Below are 19934 nucleotides of genomic sequence, written 5' to 3' on the forward strand. Positions count from 1 at the left end.
CGCGATCGCGTCCTTCCCGGTGAGCCCCGCCGCCATCGCGCCGCCGCCGATGTACGGCATCTTGTACTGCTCGGCCAGCGGGAAGACCGCCATCTGCACGCCGGAGTGGACCGACCCCATCGTGAAGTCGACCTTGTCCTCCAGGATCAGCTTCTTGAACATGCTCGAGGCCCACGCCGGGTTGACCTTCGTGTCGTAGTCGATCAGCTCGACCTTGCGGCCGGCGATTCCGCCCTCCGCGTTGAGCTTCGCCACGGACGCCTTGGCCACCTTGGTCAGCCAGTGCCCGTACACGGTGGCGCCGACCGTGTTCTCCTGGATCATCCCGATCCGGATCGGCTTTTCCGCGCCGTAGGTGAACGGCGCGAACGGAAGCGATCCGACGGCCAGCCCCGCCGCCCCCGCGGCGGTCGTCCGGATGAAGTCCCGGCGGCTGACCTCCGTTCCCATCCCGTCGAGGACATCCCTCTTTTCCTTCCTTTCCTTCATTTCCCACCCCCTGTCGTTGGTTTCACGACCGTAAATCCCCTCCACTGACCGTCTGGCGTATCCAGTTTGCGTATCCAATGGATATCGGAAAACAAAACACGGGGAAGCCTCCCCTGTTCAAGCAGTTTCATCTTACTTATCGGGATGTTTCGAAAAACGGATGAGGGCATGACGAACTGCAATATAAATACGTTTTAATATTTTGTCAATATTCGCGGACGAGTGCCGCGCCAACCGGTTGCGATCGCTGCTCCGATCGTCCGTGCGACCGGTTCCTTGCCGCATGGGCACGGTGGTGATAAGGTGGGAATTCGGAAGGTGGAATTGCCCGTCCATCGCCAGGGGGACATCCTCGATGAGCAACGGTCGACCTCCCTCGCCATCCGTGCCCTGCAGGAAAATCGCATATCGCTGGATCCTCTACTTCTGCCTCGTCCTGTTCATGGGCAACCTGGGCGCGATGGTCGACCTGGCTCTCCATCCGGAGATTCCGTATTTCGACGACGAACACCTGATCGCCGGCGGATCCACGGCGGTCGCGATGACCCTCCTGATCGTCGCCATGGAAACGTACCTTTCCCGGCGCCGTCAGATCGAGGGATCGCTGCGCGCAAGCGAGGAGCGTCTCCTGGAGGCGCAGAGCATCGCGCGCATCGGGTACTACGCCCTCGATGCGGCGACGGGGGTGTGGACCAGCTCGCGGATCCTCGACGAGATCTTCGGGATCGGGGACGATTTCCGGCGGGACGTCGAAGGGTGGTCCCGCCTTCTCCACCCGGATGACGGGAAGGTGATGCTGGATTACCTCCGGTATGACGTGATGGAGAAGGTGACCCCCTTCGACCGTCGAGGCCGATCCGGAGAACCGGGCGGTCCGGATGGTCGGGACGATCCAGGACGTCACCGAAAAGGTGCGGGCCGAGGAGGAGAAGGACCGGCTCCAGGCCCAGCTTCAGCAGGCGATGAAGATGGAGGCGATCGGCCGCCTGGCGGGCGGCGTCGCCCACGACTTCAACAATCTCCTCACCGTGATCATCGGAAACGTGGCGCTGGCGCAATCGAAGCTGCCCCCGTCGGAACCGGTCGCGGGGATGCTGGCCGAGGTGCAACGGGCGGCGGAGCGGGCCGCGCGGCTGACCCAGCAGCTGCTGGCGTTCTCGCGGAAGCAGATCATCGAGCCGCAGTTGCTGGACCTCAACGCCCTGGTCGTGGACCTCCACAAGATGCTGGTCCGTCTGATCGGTGAGAACATACGGCTTGCGACGGTCCCCGGCGAAGGGCTCGGGGCGGTCAAGGTCGACCCCGGACAGTTCGAGCAGATCCTGGTGAACCTGGCGGTGAACGCCCGGGACGCGATGCCGGACGGCGGACGGCTGACGATCGAGACCGCGAACGTCGAACTGGACGCCGCGTATTGCACGACGCACCCGGAGTCCGCCCCGGGGCGTTACGTCCTGCTGGCGGTCAGCGACACCGGGTGCGGGATGACCGACGAGGTGCAGGCCCGGATCTTCGAACCGTTCTTCACTACGAAGGAGAAGGGAGGCGGCACGGGGCTTGGCCTGTCGATGGCCCACGGCGCGGTGAAGCAGGCGGGGGGGTCGATCTCGGTCTACTCGGAGGTGGGCAAGGGGACCACCGTCCGGATCTACCTTCCGCGCGCGGATGGGGCCGGATCGGCGCCCGCGAGGCCCGCCGCCCCGCAGGAGCTTCCGGTCGGGACGGAGACGGTCCTCCTGGTGGAGGACGAGGACGTGGTGCGGAACCTGTGCGGCCGGATCCTCGAGCGGCAGGGATACCGTGTCCTCAAGGCGTCCAACGGCGCCGAGGCGGTCGAGCTCGCGCGGGCCGGAGGCGGGCGGATCGACCTGCTGCTGACGGACGTCGTGATGCCGGGGATGAACGGGAACGAGCTGGCGACCCAGCTGGTCCTCCTGCACCCGGAGATGAAGGTGCTCTTCACGTCCGGCTACACGGAGAACGCGATCGTGCACCACGGGGTGCTGGACGAGGGAGTGTCCTTCATCGCCAAGCCGTACGCCCCCTCGACGCTGGCGAGGAAAGTCCGGAGCGTGCTCGACAAGGGCTGACGCCGGACGGGGAAAGGAAAAGCTGGTCGGGACGGCCGGATTCGAACCGGCGGCCCTCTGCTCCCAAAGCAGATGCGCTACCAGGCTGCGCTACGTCCCGACGCGCGCGGGGAAGGGTCGCAGTGTACCCCGATCCGCATTCCCGGGCAATGACCCGGGGACGGAGTCCGGGGGTTAGTCCATCCGTGCCTTCTCGTAATGGTCGCTCCGGTAGAAATCGCAATCCAGGCAGGTCTTGAGCTTCTGGGCGAACATCCCCTGGACCTTGCCCCCGCAGAGGGTGCCTGCGACGAAGGCGCAATGCTTTCCGTTGTCCGGGAAGGCGGGGCAACGACCCAGCTCCTTCTCCCTCCATCCGCCGGCTTCCCGCCCGCATTTCATGTACTCCCAGCAGTTCAACGATCCGCCCGCCTGCATCGCCGTACACCTCCCGGAATCTTCTTCCGCGGTTGGAGTATCGGCAGGAGGTCCGGAATTCTTCAGTTGCCGGAATCCCCCGAAAACGCGCGCTATCCCAGCAGCAACCCCGCCTTCTTCATCTCCCCGATCAGCGCCCGCATCGCCACTCCCCGGTGGCTGATCCGGTTCTTCACGTCGATCGTCAGCTCCGCCATCGTCTTGCCCAGGGATGTCACGAGAAAATGGGGATCGTATCCGAACCCTTCCCGGCCCCTGGCGTCCGGGACGATCTCCCCCTCCGCCGCTCCGCTCGCTTCCGCGACGATCCGGCCGGGCAACGCCGCGGCGGCGGAGCAGACGAACGCCGCCTTCCACGGACGCGGGTGCGTCGCCAGTTCGTGGAGAAGGTGGGCGTTGTTCTGCGCGTCCGACGCCCCCGGGCCGGCGTACCGGGCCGAGAGCACCCCCGGCTGCCCCCCCAGCGCCTCCACCGAGAGGCCGGAATCGTCGGCCACGCAGAGCACCTTGTAGGCGGTCGAGTAGTGAAGCGCCTTGATGCGCGCGTTGTCCCGGAACGTCCTCCCGTCCTCCCGGGGCTGTTCCACGTTGGGAAGGTCGACCAGCGTGATCACCTCCACGTTTTTCTGGAGGGCCAGCCCCATCAGGGCGCGGATCTCGACCACTTTCCCGCGATTCTTCGTGGCGATCAGCAGTCGCATCGGACTCATCGACTCCTTTCCGCCCACCGCCGCTGCGCCTTGAGGATCGTCTTTCCGGCCGTCGCGGCCGCGGCGAGCATCGCGTCGAGCTGCTCCCGCGAGAACGGCTCCCGCTCCGCGGTCCCCTGCACCTCGACGAGCCTCCCGTCGCCCGTCATCACGACGTTCATGTCCACTTCCGCGGCGGAGTCCTCGGAATAGTCGAGGTCCGCCAGGATCCGTCCGCCGACGATCCCGACGCTCACCGCCACCACGTGGTCGAGCACCGGGTTGCGTGCGACCGCCCCCGCCGCGACCAGCTTCCCGCACGCCTGCCAGAGGGCGATCCACGCGCCGTTGATCGACGCGGTCCGCGTTCCGCCGTCCGCCTGCAGCACGTCGCAGTCGATCGTGACGGTCCGCTCCCCCAGCGCCTCGAAGTCGACGACCGCCCGCAGCGCCCGGCCCACGAGCCGCTGGATCTCGTGCGTCCGTCCCTGCACCTTCCCGGTCCGCGCCTCCCGGGCGACCCGCGTGTTCGTGGCCCGCGGGAGCATGGAATACTCCGCCGTGACCCATCCTCTCCCCGATCCGCGCAAAAACGGCGGCACCCGGTCCTCGACTGTGGCGGCGCACAGCACGCGCGTATCCCCCATGGCGAGCAGGATCGACCCCTCCGCGTGCTTCTGCACGCCGGGGGTCGCGTGGATCGGCCGTATCTCTCCGGGACGGCGGCCGTCGGCGCGCTTCGCCTTCATGATCCCTCCTGCGCGCATTATATCCGGAAACGGGACCGCGAGAGGAAGGACGGGGGGTGGAGGCTACCGTGCGGAGGGCAGGGGATCCGTCCCGCGGGATTTGCCGTCGAGCACGCTGCGGATCCGCCCTGCGAGGGAAGCCGGGCTGTACGGCTTCGGGAGGAATTCGATCCCGGGCAACAGGACGAACGAATCGTGGATCTGGTCGGTGGAGTAGCCGCTGGTGAAAAGGGCCGGAAGCCCGGGGTGGATGCGGTGGATCGCATCGAGAACGTCCTTGCCGCCCATCCTCGGCATCATCACGTCGAGGATCGCCATGGAGATCTCCGGGTGATCCGTGGCGAGCTCCACCGCGGCCTCCCCGTCGGCCGCCGGGAGAACCGTGTATCCCTGTCCGCGGAGGTATCGCGCTGCGAGGTTGCGGATCGCCTCCTCGTCCTCCGCCAGCAGGATCGTCTCGTCCCCCCCCCGGACGACCGGAGTCGCACGTTCCCTCGACTCTTCCGGGGCCGCTTCCACCCCCGGGAAGAACATCCGGAACGTGGCCCCCTCGCCGGGGCTGCTTTCCAGGAAGATGAAGCCGCGGTTCTGCTTCACGATGCCGTATACCATCGACAGGCCGAGCCCGGTTCCCTTGTCCGGGGTCTTCGTCGTGAAGTACGGATCGAAGGCGCGTTCCCGCGTGACCTCGTCCATCCCGCAGCCGGTGTCCGTGACTTCCAGGGAGACGTACCGCCCCGACGGCATGAACGGGTTCCGGCGCAAAAAATCCTCCGACGGGGTCATCACCCCGGTCGACACGGTGAACCGCCCTCCCTTGGGCATCGCGTCCCTCGAGTTGAGGCACAGGTTCATCAACACCTGCTCCAGCTGCCCCCGGTCCGCGACGATGGACGGAATCCCCTCCGCCAATTGCGTGCGCACCTCGATCTGCTCGCCGGAAACCTTCCGGATCAGGCGCAGGAGATCGGCCACCACGGAGTTGAGGCTCAGCCGCACGGGTTCGATCACCTGCCGCCGGGCGAAGGCGAGGAGCTGCTTCGTGAGGGTGGAGGCGCGGTCGGCGCACCGGAGGATCTCGTCCAGGTCCCCCCGGACCTTCGCGTCCTCCGGGAGCCTCAGCCGGAGGAGCTCGGCGAACCCGATGATCCCCGTGAGGGCGTTGTTGAAGTCGTGGGCGATCCCGCCCGCCAGGGTTCCGACCGCCTCCATCCGCTGGGCCGTCTGGACCTGCTTCTCGAGGACGATCTCGCGGGTGATGTCGCGCTTCGCGATGACGTAATTGACGATCCTCCCCTCCGCGTCGCGCACGGGTGAGATCGACGTGTCTCCCGTCAGGAGGGTGCCGTCCTTCCGGCGGTTCGTCAGCCGACCCTTCCAGTACTCTCCCTCCTTCGCCTTCGACGTGATACCGAGGAAGAACCGGTCGTCCCGGTCCCCGCCGGTGAACATGCTCGGAGACTTCCCGATGACCTCGTCCTTCCGGTACCCCATGATCCTCTCGAACGCGGGATTGGCGTACCGGATGATCCAGTCGGGGTCCGTCACGATGACCGCGTCCGCCGCCTGTTCCACGGCGGTGGCGAGCCGCCGGAGCTCCTCCTCGGCCCGCTTCCGCTCGGTGATGTCCCGGACGATGCTGATGACCGATGTGACGTTCCCCCGGGCGTCCTTCATCGGGGAGGCGGTGACCTCGGCCTGCACGAGCCCCCGGTCGGTGATCGCCTCGGTTTCCGTGGTGTGGATCTTCCCGTCGGCGAAGGTCGCGGCGACCGGACAACCGATCCCTTCGCGGGACAGGCAACCGTGGAGGCTGTGGCACCGGCTCCCCTCCCGTTTCCCGATCATCTTGCTTAAGACCCCGTTCTGGTAGGTGATCACCAGGTCCGGGGTCTGGATGCTGATGCCGTCGCCGATCCCCGCGATGATCGCTTCGGACCGGGCGCGCTCCCGCTCTTCCCGCTCCAGCGCGGCGCGAAGGTCGGTCTCGACCTTCTTCTGGTCCATGATATCCAGGACCAGGCCGTCCACGTGGTCGAGTCGTCCGTCCTCCCTGTAGACCAGCTGCCGGCGGTCGGAGATCCACTGCGTCTCGCCGTCCTTCCGGATGATCCGGTACTCCATCCGCAGGACCGGATCCCTCCGCCGGACCGCGAACCGGATCGACTCGCGCACCCCCTCGAAGTCGTCCGGGTGGATGAGTCGACGCCACATGAAACCGGCGGCGGACGCCTCCTCCTGCGGATACCCGGTGATCCGCTCCACCTCCGCACCGACGAAGGACAGGGTCCAGTCCGGGTGCCCCCGGTACACCATCCCGGGGATGTTGTCCAACAGGGAAAGGAGGAGTCGCTGCAGCTCCTGTCCATCGAGACGCCTTGGCAGGACGCGGGACGCCGCATCCGGCCGGGCCGTGGCATCCGTCGGGTTTGCTGGGCCGTACTTCTCCGGAGACTTCAATCCGCCTCCCTGGCGCACGTCATCGAATGGCATTTCGGAAGAAATCCCGCGGAACTTCAATGGATTGTGGAATGGAACATCCGGGGAACGGCTTGCACGACCTCCCCCTGGAGCCGGCTCGCGGCCCCGGCGGATCCGATGTCCCCTCCCTCCCCCGGATCGACTTCTGCCGCCGGGGAGGATGTGGCTTACGCCGCGCTCTTCGAGATCGAGTGGACCTTCGCGGCGATCGCCTTGAGGACCTCTTCGCGCTCCTTCAACTCCTCGCGCAGCTTCCGGTTGTCCGTGCGGGCGATCTCCATCAACAGCTCGTTGATGGCCTTCTCCAGGGTTTCGCCCAGGACGAACTTCTCCGGACCGGTCAGCGAGATATCCATACTCCCACCTCCCCCCCGGGGCCATGATCCGCCCGACTTCGCTTCCCCCCTTGCATATTTATTATACCTCCCGGTCGCCGAGTCGACCCGGGGCGGGGTATCATCCAATGGGAGTTCGGAACCACGATCATCGGCCCGGGGAGGCGATGCGGATGCGATACAAACTGCTGGGCAACACGGGATTGCGGATTTCGGAGCTGTGCCTGGGGACGATGACATTCGGGGAGGAGTGGGGGTGGGGCTCCTCGAAGGAGGAAAGCCGCAAGGTATTCGAGGCGTTCGCGGATGCGGGAGGGAATTTCGTCGACACCGCGAACCTGTACACGAACGGGACCAGCGAGAAGTTCGTCGGGGATTTCCTGAAAGGGCGGCGGGAGCGGTTCGTTCTTGCCACGAAGTACACCCTGAACATGAGCCCGAACGACCCCAACGGCGGGGGGAACCACCGGAAGAACCTCGTCCAGTCTCTGGAGGCGAGCCTCCGGCGGCTCGACACGGAGTACATCGACCTGTACTGGGTACACGCGTGGGACGGGATGACGCCGGTCGAGGAGACGATGCGCGCGCTCGACGACGTCGTCCGGGCGGGGAAGGTCCTCTACGTGGGGATCTCGGACGCGCCGGCGTGGATCGTTTCGAGGGCGAACACGTTGGCGGCGCTGAAAGGGTGGTCGCCCTTCGCCGCCCTCCAGATCCAGTACAGTCTCGCCGACCGGACCCCGGAACGCGACCTGCTGCCGATGGCGAAGGCGATGGACATCGCGGTGACGCCGTGGGGGGTGCTCGGCGGCGGCGTCCTCTCCGGAAAGTACAAGACCACGAAGGATCGTCCCGCGGGGGCGCGGTACGCCAAGGACGAGCAGTGGGCGGAGGCGAACGTCACGGACCGCAGCGTGAGGATCGCCCGGGCCGCGCAGGACGTGGGAAAGGAGACCGGGCGCACGGCGTCGCAGGTCGCGCTGGCATGGGTGCGGCAGCAGTCGTACGGGGTGATCGTGCCGATCTTGGGGGCGAAGACGGTCGGCCAGCTCGCGGACAACCTCGGGTGCCTGGACCTCGCGCTCGGGCCGGATCAGTTGGCGAAGCTCGACGACGCAAGCCGGGTCGACATGGGGTTCCCGCACGACTTCCTGGTCCGGGCACGCCCGTACATCTTCGGGAAGACGTACCCCCTCATCGACCTTCACCGCCCGTAGCCGCGAACGGATTCGACGGGGGGATACGGACCGATTCCATCCGGATCCCCCCCTTGTCCGGCGGACCGCCGGGCCACGCCTCCTCGGTGATTCAGAAGAACAGGACCCCCACGGCCAGCAGCAGGACCAGGAACCCGCCGACGACCGCCTCCCGCATCCTCCCCGCCGATTCCGCCGTCATTTCACGGCGTCCGTCCCCGCCCTGGCGACCTGGGCGTCCTCCGACGACTTCCCGCCGCTCACTCCGATGGCGCCGATCACTTTACCGCCCGAGAGCAGCGGCAGGCCGCCCTCCCGCGGAAGGATGCCGGGGAAAGTCATGATCGCGGGCTGACCCGCGTTGAGGGCGTCTTCGAGCGCCTTGGTGGGACGTTTGAAAGCGGCCGCGGTGCGGGCCTTTCCGATCGCGATGTCGACGCTTCCGAACTGGGTGTCGTCGATGCGCTCGAAATACACCAGGTGTCCGCCGTCGTCGACGACGGCGACCGCCATCTTCCAGTTGTTCTTTTTCGCCTCGGCGACGGCCGCGGCCGCGGCCTTCCGGGCGTCCTCCAGGGAAATGCCCGGTTTCGGCACCGGCTCTCCCCGCCCCGTACCGGACAACAGCGCGGCAAGCAGCGCGGAACACAGGATAACCGCCGTTCGTTTCATCCACCCGTCCCCCTTTTCGTGATCTGGCGACCCGCAGGTTAAGGATGGCGGAACGGGGGCTTTCGTTGCCTGTCCGTCAGAAACGGATCCGCACCCGGTACGTCACTTTCTCCTCCTTGTCGGGGGCGACCGGGACCGGGAACACGGCGGTGCGGGAATCCTCCTTGTCGTAGGGGTGGGTGGTCTCCAGGATCTTCCAGTCGCCGGGGATCGGCTCCACCACGCGGACCGTGATCCCCTCCTTCTTGTGGTTCCGGAGGGAGATCTCGTACGTCGCCTCGTACGTGTTCCCGGATATCACCCTCCAATCCATCTGCTTCCGGTCCCCCACCACGTCGAACGCGTCTCCCAGCATCAGCCGCACCTTCTCGTCCTTCGGGGTGTGGTCGATCGAATTCTCCCCGACGAACTGCAGGGAGTCGTCTCGGTCGCGCTTGTACACCCGTACGACCCCCTTCGGGAGCGGCATCCCGAGTCTTGACGCCTTGTCGTTCCGGAACAGGAGGAACACCGGAACTTTCTGGTTCCGGACGATGTCGCCGGTGTGCCGGGCGCGATAGTAATGGTCCGCGCCGTGGAACACGTACTCCTTCTTCACGGGAACGTCATCCGCGGAAAGGAGCCCCACCTGCTTGGACTGGTTGTTCTTCACGTCGGTGGGACGCGACAGGGCGTAGAGGTGGTACTCGAAGAGTTCCGACTCCCGGAACTGCGGGGCCGCCTCCATCGCCATCACCGCCTTCGCCGCCGCCGGGTACCCCCGGCGCCCCAGGTCGTCCCGGACGCGGTTCACGTCCCCGGCCACCAGCTTGAGGCGCGCATCGCGGAACGTCGCCCCGCTCCGGTTGTCGAGCGTCACCCACCCCGACAGGCCGGCGCGTTCCTCGCTCGCGCCCAGCACCAGCACGTAGTCCGCGCGCCACGTCATCCCGTTGGTCAGGTAGAGCGCCTCCAGCTCTCGCCCGCCGCGGGTTTTCGCGCCGAGAAGCCACGAAAGGGTGGGGCGCGCGATCAGGTCCCGGGGAACCTCCGGGAAGATGTAGTTCCCGGGGACGCCGAAGGTGACCTCGTTGTCGATCATCAGGACCGGCTGGCCCTCGTTGTACGCGAGGACCTTCGCCTCCTTTTCGTCCTCGCGGTCGGTGTAGGGGCTGCGGTACCGGATCCGCACCGTCCTCCCGACGTACTTCTCCAGCAGCTTCGACGCGGAGAGGAGGTCGTACTCGTAGTTCTGCTCGAGCACCGATACCGCGTCGCCGTCCGTCACCGAGCGGACGGAGACGCTAGACGGGATCACCTGGGACGCCACGTCCATGAAGAGGAGGGTGCTCTCCCCCTCGCCGAGGGACACGCGGCGGCGGTCCTTCACCAGCCCCAGGCCCACGTTGTACACGGTGATCTCCGCGGAGGACCGGTCGGCTTCGGTGGAGGTCACCTTCCCGAACTTTCCTTCGGAGGATCCTTTCCCGGCCGCCCATGTCCCGCGGGCCGCCGCCAGCCCAAGGAGGAGCACCGCCGCCACCGCGCTCGCCGCCGCGACCCGTTTCCGCACCATTCCGCCCTCCTCCCCGGTTCCCGGAGTTTTTCGACTCCGCTTCTTACGGGGGATGGACCCGCGCCGCGGCGACCCGGTTCCATCCCGCGGGGGAAATCGCAGGCCGCACGTTCGACGCTATCGGGAGATCGGGGTCAGGGAATAGTACGGGACCCCGTACGTCGCGAACCGCCTTTCGCGGACCTGCCTCATGTACTCGATCTCGACGATGTACTCTCCGGACGTCCCGGGGAAACCGTCGTCGCGAAGGCCCGCGACGTTCACGGGGCCCCGGATCGCATATCCCGTCAGCCGGCCGACGGTCCTCTCCCCGTGTTTCACGCGGATTTCCATCCCGCTCATCGGCCAGTGCGTGGAGCCCATGGTGACCCTGAGCTCGATCGGCATCCCCGCCCGGAACTCGCGGGGCTCGGCCTGGAGACCGATCTCGAGCTGGCGCAAAGCGTGCTGGGCCGAGAGGATCCCCACGCTTGCGATCCGCGAGGAGACCTTGCCGGAGGCGTCCCTGGCCTTCAATGTGTAGTCGAGGGAGGACGCGCCGACCGGGTACGAAACCGGGCGGAAATCGTGGCTCCCGGTGGGCGGAAGAGGCGAGGCGACGACGGTTTCCCCCTGGTAGATGCCGACCATGGAAACGGGGGACCCGGCCACTCCCGGCTCCACCTGCCAGGAGAGCCGGAACGTCTCCCCCGGCACGAACCGCTCCGGGCCGGCGAACGACACGATCCTCGGTCCTTGGGGGATCGGCACCCCCGGCGTGACCGGCGCGCCGGCAGCGGGCACCCTCGGGGCGGGAGGCGGCCCCGCCGCCGGCGACCCCTTCGGGACGACGGGCTTCACCGGCTCCGCGGCGAACACCGCGAACGCCAGGAACAAGACCATGTAACCGGACAGCACCGCGATCCCGGATTTGCTTCGGAAGTTCCTCATATCCCACCTCCCTGTGGTATGCCTGGAACGCCGGCGGACCAACGGTTCCATCCTCGCCGAACGCGGTCCCCGATTCAAGGATCGATATCCGTGGATGACCCGACGCGGAGCGGACGCCGGCGAACCGCCCGGCGGATTCCGTGGAAAAGGAACCCCCGCGTCGCCGTGAGGCGATGCGGGGGCCGTTCGTTTGCGGCGACGGTCCGCCGGACGTCAGAAGACGAACTCCGCCGGGGCGCTCGCCCCTACCTGGTTCTCGTGCCCGTCGTACCCCTTCACCCTCCAGAAATATTTCCTCCCCGGGGTGAACACTCCATCCATCCCCTCCGACGGGATCGCGTACCGGTTCTCCTTCGCGAACGCGGAAAAGAGAGGCTTCCCGTCCGGCGTCTCGCTGAACTCGACGAGGAAAAGGTCGATCCCCCGCGGCCGGTCCCACGCGAACGAGCGGGTCCCCTTCCCCGCCTCGGCGGGAGGAGCGGGAGGGATCCCGATCTTCACCATCCGGACCGCCTCCTCCGACGGCGTGACGAAGTAGAGCGCCTGCGGCAGGCCGACCGGGAAGGGGGGATTCACGATCACGAACCGGACCACGTGGGTTCCCGTGTCGAAGGTGGGAAGGTCCGGCGCATCCGGCGTCGAGAGGGTGACCCCGGTCCCGAACGAGAGGGACCGGTTCACGTCGAGGATCCTGCGGCCGTCGACTTCCCAGTAGCCGGAAAGCAGCCCGGACCCGACGAACCGGATGTCGGCATGCGCCTTCAAACCCCGGCGGTTCCGCGGGACGGTGGTCTCTCCCCGCCGGTTGTCGAAGTAGAGTTCGACCCGCTTGATGGAGAACGAGGCGGCCGCCTCGGAGGTGACGGACACGCGAACGGAGGACGCTTCCGTGATTCTCTGGTTCGGGGGGGCGAGGTCGGTGAAGGTCCTGTCGAACGTGAACGAGACCGCTCCCTGCCGGCGCGCCGCGTCGAGCACCGACGAGGGGATGGTCAGCGTCTCGGTGACGGCCCCGGAACCGCCCTGGACGGCCGCGGTGACCGTCGTCGACACGGGGATGACGACCCCTCTTCCGAGGCGGAACTCCCCGAGAGTGGAGGTCATCGGCCCGCTGTAAGGCACCGCCGCCAGGACAAGCCCGGAAAACCGGTAGGCGATCGTCACCGTCGTCGTCTGGTTCTCGGGAGCGGCCAGCTGCGGCGGCGAAACGGTGAGGGCGGCCGACGCGGTCCCGGCCGGGAGGAACCCGATGACCAGCGCCGCCAGGGCGGCCGCCGCCACGTACGACGCTCTTGCGATGGCTTTCATGGGATCCTCCTTCAGAACACGACCGGAATCTGCGCGGCGACGGTCAGGAACAGCGTCCATTCGTCCCGGTCCGAAGCCGGCGCGATGCGGTCCTTCACGTGGTTGTACGTCCCGCGGAACGCCACCGACGGCCGGAAGAGCTCCCGGAACAGCGGGTCGAAGGCGTACCCGATCCGGAAATTCCCGGTGAACGTCCCGCTGTCCTGCGCGTTGTCCGTCCTTTTTGCCGTGAAGTAGCTGCTCCCGATCTCCCCGGTGATCTTGTTCCGATACATCTGGGTGCGGCCGTCCAGTCCGAGAGTGACGGTGTCGGTACGGACATCCGCGGCCGTCGCCTCGCTGTACGCTGCCGAAGGAGTGACGGACGACGCCCCGAACAGGAACATCGGCGCCAGCCGGACGTTCCAGGTGTCGGAATCGGAATTGAGGATGCTTTTGTCGTCGGTCTTCGAGTACGAACCGGACAGCGACGTGTTCACGAAACCGGTGACGTACGATACCTGCGCGGTGACCGTGCCGGTGTCCCGGTTCAGCGCGTTGTTGTCCGACGCCGGGGCGTCCTCGCTTCGCTGGCCGTCCCACGCAAGGGTGACCGACATCGGCAGCGCCTGCCACCGGGTCAACCCGTACGTCAGGTCCCCGTGCCAAAGGACGTTGACCGGAAACGCCTCGTCCCCCCGGACGTTGTCGTTGTACCGGGAGACGGAGGCGGAGAGCGTCTGCTTCCCGAAATTCGCGCCGCCCGACAGCCTCCCGCCTTCGCGGTTCCTCGCCAGCCCGGGATTCCCGACCACTTCGTAGTCCCGTCCGACGTATTCGAACAGCGCCTCGTAGGTGTAGATCGACGAGGCGCCGAACCCGCGGACGCGGAAGGCGTGGTCGTTGTTCGAGAGGACGTTGTCCTGCGCGCCCTGCCGGAACCGGGAGAAGTCGGCCTCGACGTCGGTCTGGAATCTGCCGGCGAAGAAGTTCGACGTCCACAGGATGCCGACGACGTCGCCGCCCCTTTCCCCGCCGCTCGTCGTCGACACGTTGAACCCCCCGGGGATCTCCCCTCCGTCCACATAGACGCCCCGGAGCTCCATTTTATTCCCGAAGAGCCGCACCGCTCCCGAACCGCCGCGGATGTGCCGGTCCAGGCCGCCGGAGAGCGAGAGACCGCCCCGGGTCCCGTACACCGCGTCGCTGCGCACGGAGAAACCGCGCAGCGAAAACATCCCGGCGTCCGCCTCGAGCGTCGCCCCCCGCCGGGCGAGGGACGAGAGCGTGTAGGGCGTCTCGTTCACCAGCACGTCCCCGACCGCCGCCTCCACCTTCACGGGCTGCCGGTCGTACCCCGCGCGGAAGGTGTAGTTGACGATGTCCGCGCCCTCCCTCTCGGGGTGGGGGATCGGAAGGCTCTGGTCCTTGTAGCGCGCCGTCCCGTCGAGGGACGCCTTCCACGGGCCGCTGCGGACGAGGGAGGAGCTGACGAGGTTCGCCTCCTCGCGCGCGTTGCTGACGACGTTGTCCTGGGATGTCGGTTTGTGCAGCGCGACCTCGTACGTGCCGGTGAGGTCGTTGCGGCTCACGGCCTCGTCGATCGATTCGTAATGCTTCGACCGGAAGGAGGACTGGAACATGAGCGGGGCCCCGGAGCCGTCCCGTGCGGACACCGACACCTGGTGCGCGCCGGGAGGCAGCGGCAGCGGCGGGGTCACCTCGAACCCGGCCGGGGTGCGGACCGACAGGGCGGTGTAATCGATCCCGTCCACGAAGATGGCGACGCTCGCCGGGTCGACCGGGCGGTGGAAGAGTCCCTTGATGACCGGTTTCCGTCCGATCGCGACTCCGTTCTCCGCGGGAGCGAGCATCGACGCCCACGCCCCCGACGGTTCTCCCGCGCCTCCCGAGTCCTGACCCCGGGCGAAACCGGCCATGGACGTCGTCAATAACGCCGCGAGCCAGAAAATCCGAGTGAAACGCCCCCTCATTGCACGCCCTCCCCTTGCGACGAGCGATCGTGCGATTCCGCCGGTTACGGCTTGAAACCGTCCCGCCGTAATAATACAGTGTTTTAATTACCGCGCAAACCAGCTCTCGTCCCGTGGCGATGCGACCGTTACCGCCGGAAGGAGGCCCGTCATGAAGGGGAAGGTGAATCCGGATCGCCGGACCGTGTTTTCGCGGCCCGTCGGTTTTCCGCTCCTGCTGTTCCTTGCGCTGGCGCTGATCCCGACATCCCGCGCGGACGCGGGTTCGTGCAGCCAGGTCCAGTTGAAGGACGCCTCGGGCGTCATCGGCATGTCCCACGGGTACACGTTCAGCGCGGTTTGCTCGTGGAGCTATACGGAGAGCAAGAGTTCCTTCTCGCTCAGCGGATTCCAATCGACATCCACGAACTACGGAATCGACATGGACGTCGTCGGCAAGGGGAAATGGGACAGGAATTCCGGCAAGGCGCAGGAGGCCGTGAACGTCACCGGGTACGGCGCCGTCAAGGGGCCGTCGGGGAGTTTCACCGGCAAGCGGGTCGCCACGGGGATCTGCAACCAGGATCCGTTTCTCAAGGATCCCCCGGGAGCGGCCGCGGTGTGCCACGACATGAATGTCCAGTACGAAGGGACAAGCGGACCGATCTTCAACGTGTTGATATCTCCGAAGCAGTTCCTGCTGGCGAAGAAGATCTCCCTGGTGGAAGCGCAGGCACTGTCGGGAAAGAAGTCTTCAAGCGCTCCCCCTCCCCCCCCGCCTCCGAAGCCGCAACCGAAGAAGGAACCGCTGAAAGCGGTAGATTCCATGGGCGCTCCGAACGGTATGAAGGCTTCGCAGGGCCCCGTGGCCGCGATCGCGAAACCGAACCTCGCCGTCGTGGGTCACCAGGCGACCGTCGAGCCGAATTGCCAATCGCCGAAGCCGGCGATGACGGTGAGGCTGACCATCCGGAACACCGGCGGACCGTTGCCCGCGAACAAGGGCGGCGTATACGTGAAGGAGTTCGGCGGGGCGAACCTGGGCAGCGGCGGGGTCTCCCTGCCGTCGATGGGCCCGGGCGAGCAGCGGACGGTCGACCTCCCCGTCATCACCTTGCAGCCGTACTCATCGCTTGCGGGCATGCATTCGCTGCAGGTGGTCTTCACCCCGCAGGTCGAAGGAGGGAAGCCGGTCTTCGGCCACCCATCCCCCCCGTTCACGGTGACCGCGTCGTTTCCGGCGGACCATTGCAAACCGAAGTCCCGGGGAAGATAGGAACGGAGATCGGGATGGAACGCAGGACGAAACGGGAGGGTGCGATGGGAAGAGCATGCGGAACCGGTATCCGGACGGGAACGGGGATCGCGGCCTGGATTTCTCCGGCATTGTGCCTCGGGATGCTTCTTCTCCCGGTGCTCTCGACCGCCGCCCCCCCTGCGGGTGCCGTAAGCGTACCGCCGCCGGGGGGACAGATACCCCAGGGCTCGGGAAAATCGGGCGGCTCCTCGGGCGCCGCATCGGGAACGGAGGGAGTCCGGAAGGTTCCACCGCCTACCGGGCAATCGCCGAAGGGGGCGGGACCGGCGCCGGCGGGCGCTCCGCTTGCCGTATCTCCCGCAGTGACGGGGAAACCGGCGACGATCCTGCTCAACCCCGCGGTCCTGGGCGGGATCACCCAGGCGCTCCTCAACACGGACACCAAGCCCGCCGCCGCGGAGCTCGAGGCCGCGCTGAAGGAAACGGCATCGCGCCTCCACGCGGTTCAGCAGGATCTGTGGTATTACCAGGAGCACGCGACGAAATGTTCGAAGAAAACCTACACGACCGAGGACCAGAAGACGGCGGGATGCGCGGGGACCGACACCCTGAACCAGTGCTCGGTCAAGCTGTTCCAGTACTGCTTCAGCCACAACCAGAACAGCCCGACGCGGGATTTCCCGAAGACCCGGCAGAAGATGTTCGAGGCGTCGGACCGCCTCGACAAGGCGTTGAAGGAATACCGCTCCAGGCTGAAACTGATACCCGAGATCCCGGCGTCGAAGTAACATCGTACGGTGCGCGTGCATCGCATGGATCCGGACCGGAAAACCACTGGGGGGATGACGATGAAACGGACGCACGTCTTCATGGGAACCGCATTACTGTGCCTGGTCGCGCTTTGCTTCGGGGCGGGAGTCCGCGCCGCCGGGAGCGAGGAGAAGGCGTACCCCGCCCGGCAGATCAACTACCTGGTCTGCTTCGACCCGGGAGGGCAGTCCGACCGCGAGGCGCGCCGGCAGCAGCCTCTGCTGGAGAAGTACCTCGGCCAGAAGGTCATCATCGATTACAAGATCGGCGGGGGCGGCGCGCTCGGCTGGAGGGAGCTCACCCGGGCCAAGCCCGACGGGTACACGATCGCGGGGTTCAACATCCCCCACGTGATCCTCCAGCCGCTGCAGCAGGACGTCGGCTACAAGACGGAGCAGATCGTCCCCGTCTTCATCTTCCACAAGACGCCGCTGGCGCTGGCGGTGCTCGCCACCAGCCCGTACAAGACCATCCAGGAGCTGATCGACCACGCGAAGAAGAACCCCGGCGCCGTGACGGTCGGCGGCTCCGGCTCCTTCTCCGGCTACCACATGGCGACGCTTCGATTCGAGAAGCTGATCGGCGCCAAGCTCACCTACGTCCCCTTCACCGGGGCGGCGCCGCAGATGACGAATTTCCTCGGAGGCCACGTGGTGGCCGTCTTCGGAGCCTCGGATGACCTGACCCGGTACAAGGACAAGGTCCGCGTTCTCGGGTTCGCCACCGAGAAGCGGTTCCCCGGGTTCCCCGACTCCCCCACGCTGAAGGAGCAGGGGTTCGACATGGTGGAGGGGGTCGACCGCGGCATCGCCGTCCCGCCCAACACGCCGCCCGCCGTGATCAAGAAGCTGGAATCGGCGTTCCTGGACATCGCGAAGCGGCCGGAATTCCAGGAGGAGCAGCGCAAGGGCGGCTTCGTCCCGCTGGCCATGGGCCACGAGGAAGTGAAGGCGTACATGAAGAAGATGACGGCCCTGTACACCGAGCTTGCGAAGGGGCTCAAGAAGTAGTTGCGCAGCCAGAGGAAGGGCGACATCGTCGCGGGAGGGGTGATCGCCCTTCTCGGGGCGGTGGTGATCCTGGCGGCATCGCAGATCCGGGGCGACGTGGAGGAGCGGCTGCCGCCCCGCACGCTCCCCTACGTCGTCGGCTTCCTGACGCTCGCCGGAGGGTTGGCCCTCGCCGTGAAGTCGTACCGGTACCGCGGCGAGGACCCGCGGGTCGATTGGCCGGATTCGGCCGGGTGGGTCCGGATCGGCGTGCACCTTCTGCTCCTCGCCCTCTTCGCCGCGCTCATGGACCCGCTCGGGATGCCGATCGCGACAGCCCTGTACGTCGCCGTCGCGATCGGGTACATGGACCGGAAACGGGTCGCCGCGGCGCTGCTCACCGGCGCGGTCTCCGCCCTGGTCGTGTATTTCCTGTTCATCAAGCTCCTCGGCCTGACGTTCCCCCTGGGCCCTCTGGCGCGGTAGGGGGAATCCGTGCTCTTCTCGTGGGACCTGCTGCTGGCCGGCTTCGCCGACGCGCTCAGCTGGTCGAACCTCCTCTGGGCGCTGGTCGGCTGCCTCGTCGGCACGCTGATCGGCGTCCTTCCGGGGATCGGCCCCTCCGCGGGCATCGCCATCCTCCTCCCCATGACGACGATGATCCCCCCGACGTCGGGGATCATCATGATGGCGGCGATCTATTACGGCGCGATGTACGGCGGCTCCACGACCGCGATCGTCGTGAACATACCCGGCGAGGCGTCTTCCGTCCCGACGGCCATCGACGGGTACGAGATGGCCAAGCAGGGGCGCGCGGGCGCCGCCCTGGGGATTTCCGCCATCTCCTCGTTCGTGGCGGGAACCCTCGGGCTGGTGGGGCTCACCTTCTTCGCCCCCCTGCTCGCCAACGTCGCGCTCGCCTTCGGCCCGCCGGAATATTTCGCCCTGATGTTCATGGGCTTGAGCCTCGTCATCAGCCTTTCGGGGCGCGCCCTCCTGAAAGGGATGATCGCGACGTCCATCGGCCTGCTGGCGTCCCTCATCGGCCAGAACCCCCTGACGGGCGCCTCCCGCCTGACGTTCGGGGTGGTCGACCTCATGGCCGGGGTCAGCTTCATCAGCGTCATCATCGGGCTGTTCGCGGTGAGCGAGGTGATGATCAACGCCGAACGGGCGGCGGCCCACATCTACGGGACGAAGATCCACGGGTGGATGCCGACGTGGGCGGAGATCCGCCGATGCGCGGGGGCGATGGTCCGGTCGTCCGGGATCGGATTTTTCCTGGGGCTCCTGCCCGGGTGCGCTCCCGCCGTGACGACCTTCATCGCGTACGACGTCGAGAAGAGGGTCTCGAAAACCCCGGAACGGTTCGGGAAGGGGGCGATCGAGGGGGTCGCCGCGCCGGAAGGGGCGAACAACGCCACGTCGAGCGGCGGCTTCGTCCCGCTCTTCGCCTTCGGGCTGCCGACCGGCCCCGCGCTCGCGGTTCTGCTGGGCGGCTTGATGATGTACGGTCTTCAGCCGGGGCCGATGCTCTTCCAGACGAACCCGAAGTTCGTCTGGGCGGTCATCGCCAGCATGTACATCGGGAACGTGATCCTCCTGATCCTGAACCTTCCGCTCGTCGGGTTCTGGGCGCGGATCGCACTCATCCCGTTCCCGGTGCTCGGCCCCCTCATCATCCTCTGCTCCGTGATCGGGGCGTACAGCATCCGGTTCATGCTGTTCGACGTATGGGTCGCGCTCCTGTTCGGGGGGATCGGCTACCTGATGCGGAAGCTGCGCTTCCCCATCGCGCCGCTGGTGCTCGCCAGCGTCCTCGCGCAGATGCTGGAGACGTCCCTCCAGCAGTCGCTGCTGATCTCCCAGGGCTCCTGGCTCATCTTCCTCAACCGCCCCATCGCGGGCTTCTTCATGGCCCTCGCCTTCCTGTCCATCGGAAGGGGGATCTGGCTCCAGCTCCGTTCCCACGCCCCCGAGATCGCCATCGACGACGCGGACGAGTAGCCGGAGG

The 19934-nt window shown here is 66.9% G+C and carries 18 protein-coding genes and 1 tRNA gene; 7 read left to right on the plus strand and 12 right to left on the minus strand.

Features of this window, described 5'->3' with window-relative positions; all coding sequences use genetic code 11:
• On the minus strand, window positions 1–489 hold a 489-nt coding region (locus tag HZB86_09005), incomplete at its 3' end, for an ABC transporter substrate-binding protein (GenBank protein MBI5905670.1).
• An 878-nt stretch (window positions 490–1367) separates the two neighbouring features.
• Between HZB86_09005 and HZB86_09010 the strand changes: the two genes are divergently transcribed.
• Window positions 1368–2579 carry a response regulator gene (locus HZB86_09010; protein ID MBI5905671.1) on the plus strand — a complete coding sequence of 404 codons (1212 nt, stop codon included), beginning with the start codon at window positions 1368–1370 and terminating at the stop codon, window positions 2577–2579.
• A 23-nt stretch (window positions 2580–2602) separates the two neighbouring features.
• Here the strand turns inward: HZB86_09010 and HZB86_09015 are convergent.
• The 6 genes from HZB86_09015 to HZB86_09040 form a co-directional block, all read right to left on the minus strand.
• Window positions 2603–2679 (minus strand) — tRNA-Pro (locus HZB86_09015).
• Window positions 2680–2753: 74 nt separating this feature from the next.
• Complete coding sequence (locus HZB86_09020) at window positions 2754–2996, minus strand: hypothetical protein (protein ID MBI5905672.1); 243 nt, start codon at window positions 2994–2996, stop codon at window positions 2754–2756.
• A gap of 92 nt (window positions 2997–3088) precedes the next feature.
• The gene (locus HZB86_09025; GenBank protein MBI5905673.1) at window positions 3089–3706 is read right to left on the minus strand and encodes a non-canonical purine NTP pyrophosphatase; all 618 of its coding nucleotides are present in this window, start codon (window positions 3704–3706) and stop codon (window positions 3089–3091) included.
• Complete coding sequence (rph, locus tag HZB86_09030) at window positions 3703–4434, minus strand: ribonuclease PH (protein ID MBI5905674.1); 732 nt, start codon at window positions 4432–4434, stop codon at window positions 3703–3705. Before rph ends, HZB86_09025 begins: the two co-directional genes overlap by 4 nt.
• A gap of 63 nt (window positions 4435–4497) precedes the next feature.
• Entirely contained in the window at window positions 4498–6927 is a 2430-nt protein-coding gene (locus tag HZB86_09035) for a PAS domain S-box protein (protein ID MBI5905675.1), read from the minus strand.
• A 155-nt stretch (window positions 6928–7082) separates the two neighbouring features.
• Window positions 7083–7271, minus strand: a complete 189-nt coding sequence (locus HZB86_09040; protein MBI5905676.1) for a hypothetical protein — start codon at window positions 7269–7271, stop codon at window positions 7083–7085.
• A 152-nt stretch (window positions 7272–7423) separates the two neighbouring features.
• Here HZB86_09040 and HZB86_09045 point away from each other — a divergent pair, with 152 nt between their 5' ends.
• Window positions 7424–8467 carry an aldo/keto reductase gene (locus tag HZB86_09045; GenBank protein MBI5905677.1) on the plus strand — a complete coding sequence of 348 codons (1044 nt, stop codon included), beginning with the start codon at window positions 7424–7426 and terminating at the stop codon, window positions 8465–8467.
• A 177-nt stretch (window positions 8468–8644) separates the two neighbouring features.
• Here the strand turns inward: HZB86_09045 and HZB86_09050 are convergent, their stop codons facing one another.
• From HZB86_09050 to HZB86_09070, 5 genes are all read right to left on the minus strand, one after another.
• Complete coding sequence (locus tag HZB86_09050; GenBank protein MBI5905678.1) at window positions 8645–9118, minus strand: heme-binding protein; 474 nt, start codon at window positions 9116–9118, stop codon at window positions 8645–8647.
• Window positions 9119–9194: 76 nt separating this feature from the next.
• Window positions 9195–10673 carry a DUF4139 domain-containing protein gene (locus HZB86_09055; GenBank protein ID MBI5905679.1) on the minus strand — a complete coding sequence of 493 codons (1479 nt, stop codon included), beginning with the start codon at window positions 10671–10673 and terminating at the stop codon, window positions 9195–9197.
• A 117-nt stretch (window positions 10674–10790) separates the two neighbouring features.
• Entirely contained in the window at window positions 10791–11603 is an 813-nt protein-coding gene (locus HZB86_09060; protein ID MBI5905680.1) for a hypothetical protein, read from the minus strand.
• Between the two features lie 213 nt (window positions 11604–11816).
• Complete coding sequence (locus HZB86_09065; GenBank protein ID MBI5905681.1) at window positions 11817–12911, minus strand: hypothetical protein; 1095 nt, start codon at window positions 12909–12911, stop codon at window positions 11817–11819.
• A gap of 11 nt (window positions 12912–12922) precedes the next feature.
• Window positions 12923–14842 (minus strand): hypothetical protein, encoded by a 1920-nt coding sequence (locus HZB86_09070; protein MBI5905682.1) that lies wholly within the window; start codon window positions 14840–14842, stop codon window positions 12923–12925.
• A 193-nt stretch (window positions 14843–15035) separates the two neighbouring features.
• Here HZB86_09070 and HZB86_09075 point away from each other — a divergent pair, with 193 nt between their 5' ends.
• The 5 genes from HZB86_09075 to HZB86_09095 all read left to right on the plus strand — a co-directional run bounded on the left by HZB86_09075 (window position 15036) and on the right by HZB86_09095 (window position 19927).
• Window positions 15036–16139: a hypothetical protein gene (locus tag HZB86_09075; protein ID MBI5905683.1), complete on the plus strand. Its 1104-nt coding sequence runs from the start codon at window positions 15036–15038 to the stop codon at window positions 16137–16139.
• A 344-nt stretch (window positions 16140–16483) separates the two neighbouring features.
• Window positions 16484–16909, plus strand: a complete 426-nt coding sequence (locus HZB86_09080) for a hypothetical protein (protein ID MBI5905684.1) — start codon at window positions 16484–16486, stop codon at window positions 16907–16909.
• Window positions 16910–16969: 60 nt separating this feature from the next.
• Window positions 16970–17941 carry a tripartite tricarboxylate transporter substrate binding protein gene (locus HZB86_09085; protein ID MBI5905685.1) on the plus strand — a complete coding sequence of 324 codons (972 nt, stop codon included), beginning with the start codon at window positions 16970–16972 and terminating at the stop codon, window positions 17939–17941.
• Entirely contained in the window at window positions 17942–18406 is a 465-nt protein-coding gene (locus HZB86_09090) for a tripartite tricarboxylate transporter TctB family protein (protein ID MBI5905686.1), read from the plus strand.
• A gap of 9 nt (window positions 18407–18415) precedes the next feature.
• A complete protein-coding gene (locus HZB86_09095; protein MBI5905687.1) occupies window positions 18416–19927 on the plus strand; it encodes a tripartite tricarboxylate transporter permease in 1512 nt (503 codons plus the stop codon).
• Window positions 19928–19934: the final 7 nt, after the last annotated feature.

It is taken from the genome of Deltaproteobacteria bacterium (assembly GCA_016234845.1).
Taxonomy (GTDB): Bacteria; Desulfobacterota; Deferrimicrobia; order Deferrimicrobiales; family Deferrimicrobiaceae; genus JACRNP01.

Bases quoted from the DNA above. Each gene is read 5' to 3' on its own strand.
- HZB86_09010 (MBI5905671.1), top strand. From the start codon at position 1,368: ATGGTCGGGACGATCCAGGACGTCACCGAAAAGGTGCGGGCCGAGGAG.
- HZB86_09020 (MBI5905672.1), bottom strand. From the start codon at position 2,996: ATGCAGGCGGGCGGATCGTTGAACTGCTGGGAGTACATGAAATGCGGG.
- HZB86_09025 (MBI5905673.1), bottom strand. From the start codon at position 3,706: ATGAGTCCGATGCGACTGCTGATCGCCACGAAGAATCGCGGGAAAGTG.
- rph (MBI5905674.1), bottom strand. From the start codon at position 4,434: ATGAAGGCGAAGCGCGCCGACGGCCGCCGTCCCGGAGAGATACGGCCG.
- HZB86_09035 (MBI5905675.1), bottom strand. From the start codon at position 6,927: ATGCCATTCGATGACGTGCGCCAGGGAGGCGGATTGAAGTCTCCGGAG.
- HZB86_09040 (MBI5905676.1), bottom strand. From the start codon at position 7,271: ATGGATATCTCGCTGACCGGTCCGGAGAAGTTCGTCCTGGGCGAAACC.
- HZB86_09045 (MBI5905677.1), top strand. From the start codon at position 7,424: ATGCGATACAAACTGCTGGGCAACACGGGATTGCGGATTTCGGAGCTG.
- HZB86_09050 (MBI5905678.1), bottom strand. From the start codon at position 9,118: ATGAAACGAACGGCGGTTATCCTGTGTTCCGCGCTGCTTGCCGCGCTG.
- HZB86_09055 (MBI5905679.1), bottom strand. From the start codon at position 10,673: ATGGTGCGGAAACGGGTCGCGGCGGCGAGCGCGGTGGCGGCGGTGCTC.
- HZB86_09060 (MBI5905680.1), bottom strand. From the start codon at position 11,603: ATGAGGAACTTCCGAAGCAAATCCGGGATCGCGGTGCTGTCCGGTTAC.
- HZB86_09065 (MBI5905681.1), bottom strand. From the start codon at position 12,911: ATGAAAGCCATCGCAAGAGCGTCGTACGTGGCGGCGGCCGCCCTGGCG.
- HZB86_09075 (MBI5905683.1), top strand. From the start codon at position 15,036: ATGAAGGGGAAGGTGAATCCGGATCGCCGGACCGTGTTTTCGCGGCCC.
- HZB86_09085 (MBI5905685.1), top strand. From the start codon at position 16,970: ATGAAACGGACGCACGTCTTCATGGGAACCGCATTACTGTGCCTGGTC.